The following is a 15,563-nucleotide window of genomic DNA, read 5'->3' on the forward strand; positions in this document are numbered from 1 at the left end:
CACTTGATAGAATATATAGAAGCCGTTACGGCAGAGCCTAATACCACAAACAATAAAAGTTACTGGTTAAGAATGAAATAGGCTTGCATATAATACGGCATAGAAAAACATAACGAAAACAAAAAAACTTACAGACTTCCTTATTATATAGGTAGTCTTTTTATATCTACAAAATTTATTATTTACACAATGCAAGTGATAAAAAGGATCATGAGTATAACGGCTTTTAAAGTATCACGAACCACCGCCAAACGGGACATAGTAAACGCTTTCAAAGTAACAGTTAAGAAATGAAAAGCCATACATCGCTTGTATTAGTAAGTAATAAAACAGAGAATTAATAAATGTGAACAAAACTTTTTAATTATGGAAAGGATGATAAAAAATGAGACTATCAAAAATTAATGAAAATGATTTACTAGAAAACAAAGAATTAAGAGAGCAGATGGCAAATAAAGTCGAGGTGTTAGAAAAAGTAAAAGAATTACTTTTAATTCCAAACACAGACAAAGCAACTATACGCCAGGTTGCTGAATATTATGAGGTAGGGGAAGAAGCAATTAAATCAATCACAAAAAGAAATCGCGATGAACTAGAAGAAGATGGAACAGTCAATTATTCAGGTAATCAAACGAAAGATTTTTTAGTAGGGTTCAACCTGAACCTAACTAACGGCAAAGGCTATTTTGAAACGGAAGGAATTAAATTTGCATACAAAAGCAATACACTTTTACCACGTAGAGCAATCCTAAGAGTAGGAATGTTATTACAAGATTCCACCATAGCAAAGGAAGTGCGTACACAGCTACTTAATATAGAAGAAAAGACATCCAACGAAACAAAAACGCAAGATATTAACGAGGAGCAAGCATTGGCTCTAGCTTTAGGTATGGCACAAGTCAGCGGAGATATTACCGCTATTACAATAGCAACTGGTAATCTGATAGCCTTTAAAAATCGACACATCGAAAAACTAGAACAGTCGAACAAAGCACTTGCAAACGGCATTCTTGAATGGGAAGACAGAAGCCGGATTAATTTTGCGGTTAGAAAGATGGCAGCCTTTGCTAATATTCCAGTTGGACAGGCTTGGAATGAACTATACAAACAAATCAAGAATAAATTTCATATTGATTTACAAAGCAGGGGTATGAAGCCATGGATACAGCATATCAACGAAAAGGAATGGCAATGTGTTATAAAATCTTTTACTGCTTTATGCAAATACTATGAAATAGATTCAAATGAAATGTTTCATGATTTAAAGATTGAGTAACAAAACAGACTTTCACTTGTCAAAGATGAGAGTCTTTTCTAATTAATAACACGAACTTAACATTGATTAGGAGGGCAATAAGATGAAAATAAAAGTAGAAGATATAGGAAGAGGAACACTACTAGACACAAACGGAAATACCTACATTGTAGACGGTGAAGAAGTAATGGACGATAACGGAAACGCTTATAATATTTCAGATTATGACGAATACGACAACGTGACAGAAATTGAAAAAATTGTTTAAATTTTATCTTTATAGGTATTCATAACTTAATTATTCATTTTGTTGTGGGTATCTATAAGAAATAAAATAGAATCAAATACAAGAAACTAGGAGGTTTAAATAATGTCAAAATTTATATATTACAAGGACAAGAACAGCGATAAAACTGCAATGCTCATTATTAGCGATACGGCAGAAATGAGAAACGAAAATAGATATATTTTACAAGTTGGTAAAACCATCACGGATCACCCTACGCAGATGGAAGCAGAAATGGAACTGTGTAAGCATGGTATTGTTTGGACAGAACAATCTAAAAAATAAACGGAGGAATGAAACAATGAAAAATAAAATAGTTAAGTCAATTGCCTTAATATCACTTGTAACGTTTTCATTTTTAACTGGGCTGAACATTAACAAACAGCCGATTAGTAATTCAATTCCTATTGCTGACATAGCTGAAATGAAAATTAATGACGATGGTTATTATCAGCTTACTTTAAAAGACATTGGACATATTGATGATGATATTAACAATGTTAGATATGACGAAGTGTTGAAAATAATTAATAAGTAGGAAGGAGACGCCAAACGCTATGAAAAAATATGATTTCTCAGAATTAGGAATTAATAAATTTTATGATACTGTATGTGATGAATCAGCCGATAAAATTCATTCAGTTATGGAAGAGGTAAACAATTCACCTTTACAGATAACAGAGGAACAGAACGCACGATTTAAAGAAATTTATGACGGTATAGCAATAATAATCACGATCGGAAATCAAACAATCTCTATTCCTAATAATGCCGACAATATAGATACTATTATAGCAGCTATTAAAGAATGTTTTAATCAAACATTGTAACAATAAAATTCTTATTTAATTGGGTGGCATAAAGGGAAACTGATATGGCTCGCTGACGACATTTAGAGATGCTATAAACAATAATGACCCATTAAAACTATTCATGTAAGCGAAAAGGAGATAACAAAAATGAAAAAACCGGACATTGAGAAAATGGACAATATGGATCTTATATACCTACTATGTATCAATCATACTAAAGAAACGAAAACGGCACGAAAAGAAGAAAAAATCTGTATAGAAACTTTATGGAAACGTGGCATAGTGAACAAGGAAACAATGTTAAAGAAGTTTGATATTGAGTAAAACATAAGAAAGAGGTATTTCGTAAGTTTTTAAATTGCTTGAAAAATTTCATATATTCAGTTATAATAATTACATTATCGGAATAAGAAAGGGTGATCTATATATTAACTACACAACAAAAAATAAAAGTTGCTTGTGACGTTGCAGGTATGAGTTTAACAGAACTTGGGGCAAAAATGGGAATGAGTCAAGCTAATTTTTCAAAACGTTTAAAGGTTGGGAAATTTACACAAGATGAATATATAGAAATGGCTAAATGCTTAGGCTGTAAATATATTTCATGTTTTGAATTTCCAGATGGTAACAAAGTAGAGTAGCATTATACAAATACGTATAGTGCTTTTTTATTACATTAAAATATAACTAAAAAGTAATAAATATTATTAAAAGGTGTTGACATACCAAAATGGTTATGATATTATAAATATAACGAAACAGTAATTAAAACAACTATTAAGTGATTATGTAAGAAAGGTTAAAAGGTGGATAATATGACAACTACAACAAATAGAGATAATTCAACAATTAAGATTTTTATAACAAATTTAGGAAAATACAATGAAGGTCATTTGGTTGGCGAATGGGTAAACCTTCCAATGACAGAGGAAGAAAAAGAAGCAGTTTTGGAACGTATCGGAATTAATGAAGAATACGAAGAGTATTTTATAACTGACTACGAAACAGATCTAAACGGCTTTAAAATCGGAGAGTATGACAGTATAGACGAGCTGAACGAGTTAGCCGATGAGTTGGAAAGTTTGGACGAGTACGAAAGGGAAATAATAGAAGCTTGTATAAGCAACGGATTAACATTTGATGAAGCAATGGAGCAAAAAGACGATTGTACGGTTTACTACAATTGTAATGATATGTCAGACGTTGCGGAACAGTACGCAGACGAAACGGGGTTATTGAATAGTATTCCCGAAAACTTACAAAGCTATTTTGATTTTGAAGCTTTTGGTCGTGATATGGGTTACGAAGGAACATTTATTTTTACTAATAACGGTAACTGTGTACAAATTTATTAATTCTTTAGCGGTGGCGGTTAAGCCGTGGGATATTCAGTTATCCGCCAGCTATTCAACTTGTGAAGTAACAAGTTACCATTTAACGGAATAACAAAAAGAGCGGAAAGCTGACACGCTAACCGCCCTAATGGAATAGAACACTTGAAAAGTTATTTCTACTCACTATCGCAAATATGAGTATAAAAGTATTTTACATTCTTTTCAAGTCTGAACATTCGTTCACTATTCCAAAGTTGGCACATTGATAACTTCATACGTTGCAGCCGTGAAGGATACGCAGAAATTACCCTAGATAACATGTAGGTGATGCTACAAGGGTATAAGTTGATTGTAAGACCTGGAACAGCGAATAAAGCGGATAATAAAGCCAGAGGAACTATAACGGAAGGATGCAACAAAAACCAAAAATAGAAAGGAATGATTGGCTTGAAAACAGAAGTAAAAGAAATACCGTTCAACGGTAACACCTTATTAGGTGTAAAAGATGCAAGCGGGCAAGTGTGGCTGGCAGTAAAGAAAGTGTGTCTTGATATAGGTTTATCAGAAGGACAGGCACAAAGGCAAATAACAAATATTCAAGAGGAAGAGCCGTTAAAATCCAACTGTTGCAAATTTGCAATAGTTCAAACAGAAGGAAATAGAGAGATAAAGAGAAAGCAACTATTTCTAAATGAAAAGGTTGTGACTTTATGGCTTGCTAAAATTTCACTAACTCCGACTGTTAAGCGAAAAAGTCCGGAAGCATATAATAAACTTCTGAAATACCAACTAGAAGCCGCTGACATACTTCACAAAGCATTTTATGAGACAGAGGAACAGAAGACTACTTTAAATTCTAAAATGGGATTAGAAGGGCATCTTGAAATTTTACAAGTACAGATTAACAACATGGAAAACATGTTAGAAACACAAACGGAAAAGCTTGATAGAGTAGTTGAAAATATGACACTCTCAACCAGACAGCAACAAAAATTATATAAGGCAGCAAAAGACCGAATTAATTATCTGTTGGGTGGCGCACATTCAAAGAACTATAAAGCTAATGCCAAAAGCTACTTTATTAACCTTTGGAATAGCTTAAAATCTCGTTTTGAGTGTGGCAGATACAAGGATCTGAATCCTATTTACTATAATGAAGCGTTTGACTTCATTTCTGAATGGGAATATACAGAAGCATAACACAATGACATAATTCACGTTTTACATACAGCTTGTAGTGGTCAAACGTTACAAGCTGATTTGTTCCACTCTGTAGAGTGATGGAAATAGTCTTGTATTTTCCTATTCAAAGAAAGTAGTTGTTAATGGAGAATATAAAAACCACTTGAAAAGTAAGTTTTATTTGAAGAATGGAGGAATTAACACAATGGATAATTACACATTAAAAAATTATAAAATTACTTTTGAAAGAAGTAATAAAAGTATCGGTTATGATTTTTTTAAAGCAACTTCAGAAGCGGAAGCAAGGTATAATTTTAAAGAATGTTATAGGCATGACGTGTATAAAATTATATCAGTAGAACAAGTAAGGTAGTCTAACAGCTACCTTTTTATATTTAGAATGGAGGGTTAGACATATGGCAGCCTGTAAAACATGGAATTATCCAGAAACAGAAACTACAAAACAGTTTGAAAAGTTGTTTTCTAAAATAGATAACATTATTATTAATAAATGGTACCAGATTAATAATAATCCTACTTTTATTTATGAGAATAACAAATTTTATTATCACATGGCCATAACAAAAAGGAATAGTATAGGGTTTTATATTGATGATTATGTTCTAAGTCGTAAAGGAGAATTGGTATACATTACAACGTATGGATATTTTAAGACCAAAGAAGATCTAATGAAATTCTTGAATAGTAAAACAATGTAGCGGAGGTATAAACATATGGAGAATATAGCATTAAACAACGGTCAAACCGTCTTAATCGGCTCAAATAGAGACATTGTAGAAGTAGTTGAAGAACATTGCAGCTATGAACTTGCAAGCCTTATATCGTCAAGAATAGTGGATATAGACGCAGAAAGATTATATGCAGAAGAACGAGCACAAACTGATGCAGACAGTTATCTTTCAGATCTGGAAAGTAAAGAATGTTGTTTGCGTGACGTATTGGAAATTGCAGAAGGATTGACGGAATATATTGAAGATGCAAAGAGGATTAACAAGGACACTATTTATCAAAAGATAAATGAACTTATAAAACTAATCGGAAATGAATTATAAAATGGAGGAATCAAAAATGGAAATCAAAAACTTATCACAATTAAAGAAAGCAATTGCAGCCGGTAACATATTTATTATCAAAGATCACAGAGTATCGGAGTTTATAGGGAAAAAGCGTAAAGGTAATGTAATTCAGACCAATGGAATATATTCCATTGTACCAGACGAACCAGAAAACAGAATTAATCAAGCCAATGGAAGAAAGGGTTCCTGGTTAGAATATGGTAAAGCTTCAGAATGGAAGTTTGATAATGGAATATGTACACTTTATAACGGAGAACATAAACCGGAAAATCTGGTAATGTCCTTCGTTTTTGAATGATTGGAGGAAATAAGATGACGAATATTATTAAAGCAGGAACATATAAGGTGGAAATTGAATTTACACTAGAAGAAGATACAGCAGAAAGCGTATTAGATAATATCTTTGAAGATGCGATGTATAATAACTTCAATGATATTTCTTCAAGTGATGTTGGAGAATATGTAAAAGTGAATGAAGATAATAAAAATACAATTATGTAATGAAAGACGAATTTCAAGCCTGTTTGGGCAGAAAGTAGGGGTTAATATATGAAAGAATTTAGAGTTGTAGACGAAGATATGAATGTTTACGGAGAATTTGATGGAATAGTGGCAGCTTGTAGAGAGTCAAATAAAGTTAGTGGTACTTCTGTATATGTGATGGATTTAAAAACTAAAACAATTAAAGAAATTTTATCAGATAAAACAGTTGAGTATTTTGCTAATTATGAACTAAGCCATGTCAGATAAAAGGAAAATTTCATATAAGGATTGGAGGAAATTAAAATGAAAATTAAAAACATTGATTGGGATGCAGACAGTGAAGATGTTTTATCCCTTCCGACAGAAGTAAATGTCCCAGAATGCATACCAGAAGAAGATATAGCAGATTACCTTTCAGACACTTATGAATTTTGCGTCAAGAGTTTTGAAATGAAGCATTAATAAACAAAAATGACTTAAACGGTCGGAAAGTAGGCAGGCAATGAAAAGATTAGGGATGTTTAGTGGAAAAATATACAGTGAAGAAGATAAAACTATGAATGAATGTAGTTTATGCATTACAGAAAAACAGGCAAATGATAACGAATATATCAGTAAAAAGAAAGAAGAAAATCTTTCTAAGTGTGGCGGTTGTTTCGGTTGCCCAATGTCTAATATGATGATTTAATATTCAATCAAAAATAGATTTCAGTAAATGGTAGGAAGATAAACATAACATTAAATCGTTCTACTTATGGAAAATCAGAAACTAAACAGAGAATAACAGTAGGAAGGTAAAAGCCTTCCTTTTATGTTGCAAAAATGGAGGAATTTAAAATGTTAGCACGAAAGAAGGTTATCTATCAACCATTTTCAGTATGCACCACGTTAGAAGATGTAAGACGGCAGCGCAGAATAACGAAAGCATATTATATTAAACAGAAGTTATTAGGTTTATTGATGCTTGTAATAGGCATAATTTCGCTCTTTACAGTACATGACGGTACATTTTTTATGATGTCTATATTGATTGGTTTGTACTTGGTATTTACGCAACAAAAGGTAACTATATTCAGAAAGGGGTAACAGCTATGAGAATAACAGGAATAATGATCAATGGAATAGAAGTAATTCCAGAACATGGACACTATTTGTTACAAAAGGATAATACGAAAATGAGATGCGATTTCGGAGAATTAAATGAGTGTATACCAGAATTTGAAGAATATTTAGAGGAAGCAAAACAAAAATTGCAAACAGCATAAATTAACAGGAGGAGGATTTATCATGAGAGAAATAGATTTAATTCGTAACTACTATGCTCTTTTAATTAGCATTTGTAAACGGAAAAGCGCAAAAGAATCTTTAATTGATATGAGGATATCGCCAGAAACAAAATAATACATATTGCCGGCTATTCAGTGAAAAATAGTCGCTTACCGTCAAAAACAAACGGATGTACCGGAAGGGAATTATATTTCTTTCGCTAACCTCGTGTAATTGGAGGTAGAAAAATAATAAAAACGCGGCTGGTAATTTTCAAAGGTTATCAGCCGATTTTAGAGAACGGTGTACTTCTCAAAGTAACAGGAAAACGCATTTCAATATAAGATTGGAGGAAATAATAATATGTTGGTTTATATAGTAAATGAACGCACAAACGGAAAAAACGGTTCCTTATTTGGTGGAATATTTAGCACTAAAGAAAAGGCTAAGCAAGTAGCAGATAGAGAAAATAGCAGAAAAAATAAACCTAATGATGTATGGTTTGATTATGTTGGAATTGAAGTTGATGATGATTTTAGAGCCAAATATTAACTTGAAATTCACATTTCAAGACTAATTAGAAAGGAAAAGGATAGGTGAAATATATGAATTTTTATCTAATACAACGTGGGAGTTTTAAAGAATTAAATAATGATTATGAAGGGCTTACAGGTAGAAATGGGCTTATTGATTTAGATTATATGGGTTCATCAGAGTTTGAGTGGGGAGCAATTCCTAAAGCATATCGTAGAATTATGGGAAATAGAGAAAATTATATTTTTTATTATTGCCATGATATAAAAGACTACAGAGGAAAAATCCTTGTAATTTTTTGCAAGAAAGAAAATGCAGAAGCAATTGAAGAAGAATTAAAAAGATATATTAAAGAACATTACCATCTCAAAGAGTTTTGTACTCTTCATGCACATTTAGAAGGGTCGAAAAAGAATAGGATGAATGAATATCAAATTGGAAAAGATTTTTTTTGGTGTATTGATATAGGAGAAGATATATCTGATTGGATGGCGTGGTTTGGAATGGATAAATTGACAGTATTTAAAAATATGATTGATAAAGATTATAACGAATGGTGGATGAAGAAGGCAGAGTCAGAAAGAATAGATGAATATAACAAAGCATTGAATTGGTAACATATATAATGAAATGTACCTTTCTTATGGTATAGATTGGAGAAAAACGATATGAAACGTATGGGATTCTATACTGGAAAAATATATGATGATTCTGTTAATCCAGCAGACATTAAAGAATGTTGTCAGTATATCAATTACAAAGAACCTATTCTTGATGATGAAGAGCTGATTATCAGAAAACGCAAGTTGTTACATGAAAGATGTATTGAATGTAACAGTTGTGAAGAATCGAAAAAAGGTGAATGATGTCTTTCAATAGAGGAGGAATAACGAGATGAAGTGGAAATTATTTTGTACTATTACAATGGGAACTTATCATATAGAGGCAGATAGTTTATATTCAGCAAAAAAGCAATTAGCAGCACAACTTGGCGTACCTGTTAGTTGCATAGATGATTACAGATAAAATGCACGTTTCTTATGGTAGGTATTGTAATTATAGAAAAAAGTTAAAACACATTGAAAATACTTGTTTGATATAGAGAGGAGAAAACTATGAAAGTTAGGGAATATATAATAAGATTAAGAAATGATAATCCAGAGGCGTACATGGTTGCCTATAAATCTCAAGAAGGAGACGGAGACAGTGCACATTTAAGCATCATATCTTTCCTGACGAAGTATGGTGATAGAAATATGGGTGACGAATATCATGATGATTTTTGTCATGCCGATGGAACAAGAAATCTTAATCAATTCATAAAGAGAATATATACGGTATAAACAGAATGCTGATTTTAAATTGAAAGGTAAGAATATGAGAGAAGATTTCAAAGTGGTTGAAAAGAATGGAAAACAATATAGAAAAAATCTTAATACAACAGGAATGTGCGTTTATTATTCTGATTTGAGGTGTGTATGCTGTAATCCAGATTGTAGCTATAACTGTAGTATTGATGATGAAATAGAAGAACAGTTAGAAAATGATTTTCTGAAAAGATGAAATCGGAATTTAGTCTGGATAAATATTATCAGTAGAACTAAATTAAACTTTAAAGAGGTGAAAAATGGTAAATAATGAATACCCAAAAACAAGCAGGACAAAGTTAAGAGGAAAACCTCTTGATGATGATTGCAAAAAAGCAAATACAACTACACATGAAATGGGTATGAAAGATAACAGGGTATTTTGCCGTGGATTATATGCGTGTGGTGGAATGTCGGAAGATATTGATAAAAAATGCCTTTTATGTGGAGCGTATGTATTTAACGATTTAAGTTAGGAGAAAATATGGAAAATATTAAAATGATTGTAGAATCACTATTGGGAGTAGCGGAGGCTACTTATGAAGTATGCACAGATGAAATCGAAAAGGCAAGAATGGATGGATAAGTAAGAGCGTACAGAGAAGTTCTTTCTCACCTAAATTAGCCTTTCGAAAAGGAGAATATATGACAGATAATGATTTAAATGATTTGGCAATACAAACGATGAGTAGTTTAATTGAATATTACGGTAATTCAGACAGCAGAAGCATTGATTGTAAAAGGGCAAAAAATTTATTAATAAAAAACTCTTTGAAAATTTACAAGGGTAATTATACATGTCCCTCCTGCAGCACATTTAATTCTGTATGGGAAAGCAGAGAACATACAGTTAAAAACGATGTTGTGTATTGTTGGCATTGCGGACAAAAAGTTCAATTAAAATAAATTAGTCTTTAATGAGGTGTTGAACATTGAAAACTTAATATTGATAGTTAGTGGTATTGTGGTACAATATAGGTATTGATGAGTAGTAAATTGGAACTTTGGAGGAGATAATGAAATGAAAGTAATGATTAAAATGATTGCTGCCGTAATTATATTTCTAGTTTATTATATTGTGTTTTGTGCAATAGAAGGTATAGATATGGGTGACCCATGGAAAAAATTAATGAAATGGGCAAAAAGTTAATTGGTATAGTCCTTGTAAATTTAATAGTCTTGAGATATCAACTACTAACTACAAATATTAAGTTAGTAGTTTTTTTACGCGAAAAATAGCTAGTTAAACTAAGCATTAGTGGGTAAGAAAAGATGAAACATAGGTTTCAACCGGCACTGGGTTGTGTCGCTGACCATTAAAAACTAATGGTAGATATTTCAAGATTATAGTATAATAACAATAACAGAATATAGTGGATAAAGACCTACATGGTAGGCAGAAAGAGGTATAGGAATGGTAGGATTGATAATTATAGGTGCAATAGCTTGGATAGCATGGCAAGTACTTAAAGACGTATCTACAACACCGTATGATCCGGGTTCGTATGGTGGTTCACATGAAGCGCAGACGAAATTCAGACAGGATATCTCAAAAGTCAGTTTTGGTGAGATGTCACAAAGGGAACTTGACAGAAATACCCGTAACGGAAAATATAGAGACAAATAAGGAGGAGTTTATTATGGGAGTAGCAGAATTTTTTATAGGATTATTTTTGATTTTAGGAACTTATATTTTTATTAAAATGCCAAGATGGAAATCGGACAATAGGGTATCACCGCCAGGATATACGACAGACTATCATAAAATGAACGTTGACAGAAATAATGGTATGAATCAGCGTGATATTGATAATAAAAATATTAATGGTGGTTATGATGTGAAAGCAGATAAAAACGGTTGTCCGGACAGAAGTGAAAGCGGAACAAATTGGATGTATGGCGGAAAATCTGAATAAGGAATGAAAGTTGAATATGAATTATTATAAGAGAGCCACTGGATAGTAAAAATCTGGTGGCTTTTGTGATTGGAAAATAGTATAATATGGAGGTGTATTAATAGTGTTGACATATAAAAAAGTAGAAAAGTTAGTTGAACAGAAAAACAAAGAGCATGACTATTCAGATATTCGTTATCCGCTTACGCTCAAAAGAGGAGTGCCAGATGCGAGATATTCAAATAGTTATAAATACACACTGTATAATGCTGCAAATAGGGGTGTAGACAGTGTTCATAAAACGTTACAAGACGTAGTGGATAGTTTGAAGGGAGAATAATTATGGCGAGAAAAATAAAAATTAAAGACTACTTAGGTGATGAGTATCAAGGTTCTTGGAACGGAAAAGAATATAGCTCAAAATTTTCAGACGGAAAGGATCTTGTACGAATTTATATCGATGACGAAGAGGTTCATGTTGAGCGTAAAGAATTAGATAAAATTTACGCTGGCGATGAAAGACTTCATCTGAAAATGCAAGCAAATTTATTAGATGAAATAATGAAGCAAGATGATGAGTTTCTCAAAAAAGTATTGAGCAAAGTTATAGGCTGTGGTAGGCTAGTTAATAGAAAAGAGCGGAACGAAATTATTACAATATTGGACAATAGCACTACATTTAAAGCCATAGAAGAAAAGGATTACAGATATTAGACGAAGGTAAACAATAATAAGGGACGAGGAAAACAGAAAAATGGAATTGAATCATTTTACAGTAAACACTAAAAATAATAGAGTTAGTAAATCGGAGGAGGTGCTAAAAGCCACTCGGAAAAATTTGAGACAGACAATAATAGATGCACAAGGTGATTGTGGGGTTGATGTGCTTGATAATACCAACTTTAAATTAACTGTTGAAGAAAACTGTTATATGGGAACTCTGAGTGTCTATGAAAAAGATATATTACTCCCTATTTTAGTAACTGGTGGAGCATCTACTGAATATAGTCGAAAATATATTTGGGGTGAAATGTTAAAAGTAAACAATGTTTTGCAAACACAAAGGTTAAATACAATACTTGATGCAAATAGCATTATTTTCCCCACCTCACCTTTAATTATGGATATTGTTATTGAGATGGTTGCAATAAAACATATTGACATAATGGAATGGACTGGTGATTTTTCAAAGTGTATAGGACATATACTGTTAGGAAGTTCAGTTGATTTCAAATAAAAGGATTATTTCATGATGTGATAGGAGGATGTTGATATGTGTATGCCAGAATTAAAGGAAATAAAGTAGTATCAATAAATGGATTTAAAGTTGAATTAGATATGGTAACTTTATTCTATGGAAGCGCAGTAAGTGGGTATAAACAAAAAAGCTATATGTTATATGACGTGGAAGTATTTGAAAGATGAAATGATTGTTTGATTGGAGCATGTGGCTCGTAAAAATAAAGGACAAACTATAAGGAAATATAAAATGTCAGTTGGAGGCTAGAATATGATTATAAAAATGAGTATTGAGAAGTATGAAGAATCTTTTGAAGAACTTAGGAATAAAATAAAATCGTTTAATACGGACAACTATATGTTTGATTTACAATTATCAGATAAGAAGATTTTTGGCAATGTATCTTCTTGTTTTGAATTAATTATAAAAACACCCGTGGTGAAAGAAGTGGAAAGAATTGAATTAGAGTTTATGTATGAAGATGTAGATAGTTATATTTATAGATTTGAACCGATAGTGAAGAATGGTCTTATTGACGAAGCTTTATTAGGACTTATGAGTTATATAGTAGAATACACTAAATAATAGTTTGATCAAGAAAGGAACAAAAATATGGTAACAACAGTTTGCTATAAAAATGAGAAAGTTTGGGAAACGAGAGAGTTAGCAGAACAGTATTTTTTAGAGTGTATGATGAAATGTGACGCGGGAAGTGAAAGAGATAGATATGTTAATATTTATTGTAAATTAAAGAGTGGAAGAGATTACTGCACTGACAATATAGATGAAATTTGAGATTTATAGGATGTAATTATATGAATGCAACATATTATAACAATGAACAACTTTTAAAATCTGTTGTTCAGCTAGAAAAAGATTGGAAAAGATTGTACCCGAATGGAGATATTGACAACCCATTATATGAAGGATTACAATATGAAAGGTACTTATGTAATAAGCGAGGACTTAACTATTGATTAGTGAAATCTAAGATTCAAGGAGGATTTTAAAATGAGTGGTATTAAATTTAAATCTGTGCCTAAACACGCAAATATTATACATGAGACCCCAATTATAGAAATTGATGGTGTTGAATTACATGGGTGCGTGACAAATAAAGACGACGATGAAATTTTAAAAGTTAAGGTTTCAAAATGGAGCGATATGGTACATATTGCTAACGCTCACACCGATGCATGACCGTGAAATCATCGTTTCAAAGGACTGAGAAATCAGTCCTTTTTTGTACGGTGAAATGTTGGATCGTCAGTACGTCCGACTAAATAATCTATAGACGTTTGAAAATAATCAGCTAATTTTATTACCATGTCTAAACTTGGCTTTTTCTGTTCATTTTCAAAATTACTGATTGTTGCTCTCGTAGCCCCTAAATCATTAGCTAATTGCTCCATCGTTAATCCTTTAGATGTACGAAGTTCTTTTAATCTAGTGGAAAATGATGGAAGAAAAAAGAAAAAAAACATTTTATCACCTCTTGACAAAAGTATTCAAATAGAATACAATGTATTCAGATGGAATACAAACGAGATATAAAAACTGGAAAGGAGAGCAAAATGAGCCAGTTAAAGAAACTTCGTTTGCAACATCATTGGACTCAACAATATGTAGCAGATGTTATTGGTATTACAAAGGCAGCTTATTCTAATATAGAAAATGGAAATAGAAATCCATCATTAAAAATTGCTTTACATCTGCAAAATATATTTGGTCTACAAATAGAAAAAATATTGGAAAAAGAATAGCGGTTTCACTCCGACCAAAGAACGAAAACCGCTACACCGTAACTTGGATTTAATCCCTAAGTCGATTACATTCTATCGTACTTTCAGGACTAATTCAAGTCAAATTTTCCAAAACAGAGCACATTGACAATTAAATCCATCCACAAACGGAGAATAACAAAGTGAAACCGTAAGCGTAATACCGTAAATTCGCTGTGAAGTGTGTGACGGATGATAAAAGAAAGGATGATATTATTATGAAGAAAAATTATGAAGTAAAAGAAGTTCCGTTTAAAGGAGACTCATTATTAGGAGTAAAAGATGAAACAGGACAAGTTTGGTTAGGAGTTAGAAAGTGTTGTCTTGATATTGGATTAACAGAGCATCAAGCTGATAGGCAAAGAGATAATATTAAGAACGATTTAGCATTATCCAAAGGGTACTCAAATTTGGATATCCCTACAAATGGAGGAATTCAAAAGGTGTTATGTATTAGCGAAAAGTTTGTCACATTATGGCTTGCTAAAATTTCACTAACTCCTACTATGCAGAAGAAGAATCCGAAGGCAGTACAAAAACTACTTGAATACCAGCTAGAAGCTGCTGATGTTCTTCATAAAGCATTTTATGAGACAGAAGAACAGAAGTCTGCGTTTAACGCTAGAATTGGTTTAGAGGGACATATTGAGGTTATGCAAGTACAGATTAATAACATGGAAAGTATGTTAGAAACACAGACCGAAAAACTTGATAGAGTTGTAGAAAATATGACACTTTCTACCAGGCAACAGCAGAAACTTTATAAAGCAGCTAAAGACAGGATCAATCATCTTTTGGGTGGCGCTCATAGCAGAGAGTATAAAGCTAATGCAAAAAGTTATTTTATTAACCTTTGGAACGGTTTGAAATCTCGCTTTGAGTGTGGCAGCTCATATAAGGATCTAAATCCCGTTTATTATAATGAAGCCTTCGACTTTATTTCTGAATGGGAATATGTAGAGGGATAATACATATAACATAATTCACGTTTTACATATGCGGTCGGTAGCTGTCAAAGGCTGTCGGCTGAT

General features: G+C 32.2%; 37 protein-coding genes. 36 read left to right on the top strand and 1 reads right to left on the bottom strand.

Annotated elements, in window-relative coordinates; translation table 11 throughout:
• The first annotated feature begins 385 nt into the window (after positions 1-385).
• The 34 genes from CTY48_RS06850 (at position 386) to CTY48_RS06990 (ending at position 13,951) form a co-directional block, all read left to right on the top strand.
• The gene (locus tag CTY48_RS06850; protein ID WP_099467774.1) at positions 386-1,276 is read left to right on the top strand and encodes a hypothetical protein; all 891 of its coding nucleotides are present in this window, start codon (positions 386-388) and stop codon (positions 1,274-1,276) included.
• Between the two features lie 82 nt (positions 1,277-1,358).
• A complete protein-coding gene (locus CTY48_RS19580; protein ID WP_180272659.1) occupies positions 1,359-1,523 on the top strand; it encodes a hypothetical protein in 165 nt (54 codons plus the stop codon).
• Positions 1,524-1,625: 102 nt separating this feature from the next.
• On the top strand, positions 1,626-1,826 hold the full coding sequence (locus tag CTY48_RS06855) for a hypothetical protein (protein WP_099467775.1): 201 nt from the start codon (positions 1,626-1,628) through the stop codon (positions 1,824-1,826).
• A gap of 16 nt (positions 1,827-1,842) precedes the next feature.
• Positions 1,843-2,079, top strand: coding sequence for a hypothetical protein (locus CTY48_RS06860; protein WP_099467776.1), 237 nt, complete (start codon positions 1,843-1,845; stop codon positions 2,077-2,079).
• A gap of 19 nt (positions 2,080-2,098) precedes the next feature.
• Positions 2,099-2,371, top strand: coding sequence for a hypothetical protein (locus CTY48_RS06865; RefSeq protein WP_099467777.1), 273 nt, complete (start codon positions 2,099-2,101; stop codon positions 2,369-2,371).
• A 129-nt stretch (positions 2,372-2,500) separates the two neighbouring features.
• The gene (locus CTY48_RS19585) at positions 2,501-2,677 is read left to right on the top strand and encodes a hypothetical protein (protein WP_180272660.1); all 177 of its coding nucleotides are present in this window, start codon (positions 2,501-2,503) and stop codon (positions 2,675-2,677) included.
• A 92-nt stretch (positions 2,678-2,769) separates the two neighbouring features.
• On the top strand, positions 2,770-2,994 hold the full coding sequence (locus tag CTY48_RS06870) for a helix-turn-helix domain-containing protein (RefSeq protein ID WP_099467778.1): 225 nt from the start codon (positions 2,770-2,772) through the stop codon (positions 2,992-2,994).
• 174 nt (positions 2,995-3,168) lie between these two features.
• On the top strand, positions 3,169-3,708 hold the full coding sequence (locus tag CTY48_RS06875) for an antirestriction protein ArdA (RefSeq protein ID WP_236354794.1): 540 nt from the start codon (positions 3,169-3,171) through the stop codon (positions 3,706-3,708).
• A 426-nt stretch (positions 3,709-4,134) separates the two neighbouring features.
• Positions 4,135-4,887, top strand: a complete 753-nt coding sequence (locus tag CTY48_RS06880; protein ID WP_180272661.1) for a phage antirepressor N-terminal domain-containing protein — start codon at positions 4,135-4,137, stop codon at positions 4,885-4,887.
• 187 nt (positions 4,888-5,074) lie between these two features.
• Complete coding sequence (locus CTY48_RS19590; RefSeq protein WP_180272662.1) at positions 5,075-5,242, top strand: hypothetical protein; 168 nt, start codon at positions 5,075-5,077, stop codon at positions 5,240-5,242.
• A gap of 43 nt (positions 5,243-5,285) precedes the next feature.
• Positions 5,286-5,588, top strand: coding sequence for a hypothetical protein (locus tag CTY48_RS06885; RefSeq protein ID WP_099467780.1), 303 nt, complete (start codon positions 5,286-5,288; stop codon positions 5,586-5,588).
• 15 nt (positions 5,589-5,603) lie between these two features.
• Positions 5,604-5,942 carry a hypothetical protein gene (locus tag CTY48_RS06890; protein ID WP_099467781.1) on the top strand — a complete coding sequence of 113 codons (339 nt, stop codon included), beginning with the start codon at positions 5,604-5,606 and terminating at the stop codon, positions 5,940-5,942.
• A gap of 16 nt (positions 5,943-5,958) precedes the next feature.
• Entirely contained in the window at positions 5,959-6,264 is a 306-nt protein-coding gene (locus CTY48_RS06895; protein WP_099467782.1) for a peptidylprolyl isomerase, read from the top strand.
• Positions 6,265-6,278: 14 nt separating this feature from the next.
• Entirely contained in the window at positions 6,279-6,467 is a 189-nt protein-coding gene (locus tag CTY48_RS06900; RefSeq protein ID WP_099467783.1) for a hypothetical protein, read from the top strand.
• Between the two features lie 48 nt (positions 6,468-6,515).
• Entirely contained in the window at positions 6,516-6,716 is a 201-nt protein-coding gene (locus CTY48_RS06905; protein WP_099467784.1) for a hypothetical protein, read from the top strand.
• A gap of 36 nt (positions 6,717-6,752) precedes the next feature.
• The gene (locus tag CTY48_RS19595) at positions 6,753-6,911 is read left to right on the top strand and encodes a hypothetical protein (protein WP_180272663.1); all 159 of its coding nucleotides are present in this window, start codon (positions 6,753-6,755) and stop codon (positions 6,909-6,911) included.
• 40 nt (positions 6,912-6,951) lie between these two features.
• Positions 6,952-7,137 (top strand): hypothetical protein, encoded by a 186-nt coding sequence (locus tag CTY48_RS06910; protein ID WP_099467785.1) that lies wholly within the window; start codon positions 6,952-6,954, stop codon positions 7,135-7,137.
• Between the two features lie 403 nt (positions 7,138-7,540).
• Positions 7,541-7,714 (top strand): hypothetical protein, encoded by a 174-nt coding sequence (locus tag CTY48_RS19600; RefSeq protein ID WP_180272664.1) that lies wholly within the window; start codon positions 7,541-7,543, stop codon positions 7,712-7,714.
• A 364-nt stretch (positions 7,715-8,078) separates the two neighbouring features.
• A complete protein-coding gene (locus CTY48_RS06920; RefSeq protein ID WP_099467787.1) occupies positions 8,079-8,267 on the top strand; it encodes a DUF7336 domain-containing protein in 189 nt (62 codons plus the stop codon).
• A gap of 53 nt (positions 8,268-8,320) precedes the next feature.
• Positions 8,321-8,866 (top strand): hypothetical protein, encoded by a 546-nt coding sequence (locus CTY48_RS06925; protein WP_099467788.1) that lies wholly within the window; start codon positions 8,321-8,323, stop codon positions 8,864-8,866.
• A 51-nt stretch (positions 8,867-8,917) separates the two neighbouring features.
• Positions 8,918-9,115 carry a hypothetical protein gene (locus CTY48_RS06930; protein WP_099467789.1) on the top strand — a complete coding sequence of 66 codons (198 nt, stop codon included), beginning with the start codon at positions 8,918-8,920 and terminating at the stop codon, positions 9,113-9,115.
• 28 nt (positions 9,116-9,143) lie between these two features.
• Entirely contained in the window at positions 9,144-9,275 is a 132-nt protein-coding gene (locus CTY48_RS19950; RefSeq protein WP_268876710.1) for a hypothetical protein, read from the top strand.
• Positions 9,276-9,364: 89 nt separating this feature from the next.
• Positions 9,365-9,592 (top strand): hypothetical protein, encoded by a 228-nt coding sequence (locus CTY48_RS06935; protein WP_099467790.1) that lies wholly within the window; start codon positions 9,365-9,367, stop codon positions 9,590-9,592.
• Positions 9,593-9,876: 284 nt separating this feature from the next.
• A complete protein-coding gene (locus tag CTY48_RS06945) occupies positions 9,877-10,092 on the top strand; it encodes a hypothetical protein (protein WP_099467792.1) in 216 nt (71 codons plus the stop codon).
• A 169-nt stretch (positions 10,093-10,261) separates the two neighbouring features.
• Positions 10,262-10,522, top strand: coding sequence for a hypothetical protein (locus CTY48_RS06950; protein WP_099467793.1), 261 nt, complete (start codon positions 10,262-10,264; stop codon positions 10,520-10,522).
• Positions 10,523-10,637: 115 nt separating this feature from the next.
• On the top strand, positions 10,638-10,766 hold the full coding sequence (locus CTY48_RS19955; RefSeq protein WP_268876711.1) for a hypothetical protein: 129 nt from the start codon (positions 10,638-10,640) through the stop codon (positions 10,764-10,766).
• A gap of 264 nt (positions 10,767-11,030) precedes the next feature.
• Positions 11,031-11,243: a hypothetical protein gene (locus CTY48_RS06955; protein ID WP_099467794.1), complete on the top strand. Its 213-nt coding sequence runs from the start codon at positions 11,031-11,033 to the stop codon at positions 11,241-11,243.
• Between the two features lie 13 nt (positions 11,244-11,256).
• Positions 11,257-11,532 (top strand): hypothetical protein, encoded by a 276-nt coding sequence (locus CTY48_RS06960; protein ID WP_099467795.1) that lies wholly within the window; start codon positions 11,257-11,259, stop codon positions 11,530-11,532.
• 103 nt (positions 11,533-11,635) lie between these two features.
• Positions 11,636-11,851 (top strand): hypothetical protein, encoded by a 216-nt coding sequence (locus tag CTY48_RS06965; protein WP_099467796.1) that lies wholly within the window; start codon positions 11,636-11,638, stop codon positions 11,849-11,851.
• Between the two features lie 2 nt (positions 11,852-11,853).
• On the top strand, positions 11,854-12,225 hold the full coding sequence (locus CTY48_RS06970; RefSeq protein ID WP_099467797.1) for a hypothetical protein: 372 nt from the start codon (positions 11,854-11,856) through the stop codon (positions 12,223-12,225).
• A gap of 40 nt (positions 12,226-12,265) precedes the next feature.
• Positions 12,266-12,748 carry a hypothetical protein gene (locus CTY48_RS06975; protein WP_099467798.1) on the top strand — a complete coding sequence of 161 codons (483 nt, stop codon included), beginning with the start codon at positions 12,266-12,268 and terminating at the stop codon, positions 12,746-12,748.
• Between the two features lie 38 nt (positions 12,749-12,786).
• Complete coding sequence (locus tag CTY48_RS19605; RefSeq protein ID WP_180272665.1) at positions 12,787-12,936, top strand: hypothetical protein; 150 nt, start codon at positions 12,787-12,789, stop codon at positions 12,934-12,936.
• 85 nt (positions 12,937-13,021) lie between these two features.
• The gene (locus CTY48_RS06980) at positions 13,022-13,336 is read left to right on the top strand and encodes a hypothetical protein (RefSeq protein ID WP_099467799.1); all 315 of its coding nucleotides are present in this window, start codon (positions 13,022-13,024) and stop codon (positions 13,334-13,336) included.
• Between the two features lie 426 nt (positions 13,337-13,762).
• A complete protein-coding gene (locus tag CTY48_RS06990) occupies positions 13,763-13,951 on the top strand; it encodes a hypothetical protein (protein ID WP_099467801.1) in 189 nt (62 codons plus the stop codon).
• 32 nt (positions 13,952-13,983) lie between these two features.
• Here CTY48_RS06990 and CTY48_RS06995 read toward each other — a convergent pair whose 3' ends face one another.
• Positions 13,984-14,235, bottom strand: a complete 252-nt coding sequence (locus CTY48_RS06995; RefSeq protein WP_099467802.1) for a helix-turn-helix domain-containing protein — start codon at positions 14,233-14,235, stop codon at positions 13,984-13,986.
• A 90-nt stretch (positions 14,236-14,325) separates the two neighbouring features.
• Between CTY48_RS06995 and CTY48_RS07000 the strand changes: the two genes are divergently transcribed.
• Together CTY48_RS07000 and CTY48_RS07005 are read left to right on the top strand one after the other, a co-directional pair.
• Entirely contained in the window at positions 14,326-14,514 is a 189-nt protein-coding gene (locus CTY48_RS07000; protein ID WP_180272666.1) for a helix-turn-helix transcriptional regulator, read from the top strand.
• 236 nt (positions 14,515-14,750) lie between these two features.
• Entirely contained in the window at positions 14,751-15,500 is a 750-nt protein-coding gene (locus CTY48_RS07005) for a phage antirepressor N-terminal domain-containing protein (protein ID WP_099467804.1), read from the top strand.
• The last annotated feature ends 63 nt before the right edge of the window (positions 15,501-15,563 follow it).

This window comes from Konateibacter massiliensis, assembly GCF_900184995.1.
Taxonomy (GTDB): Bacteria; Bacillota; Clostridia; order Lachnospirales; family Lachnospiraceae; genus Lachnotalea; species Lachnotalea massiliensis.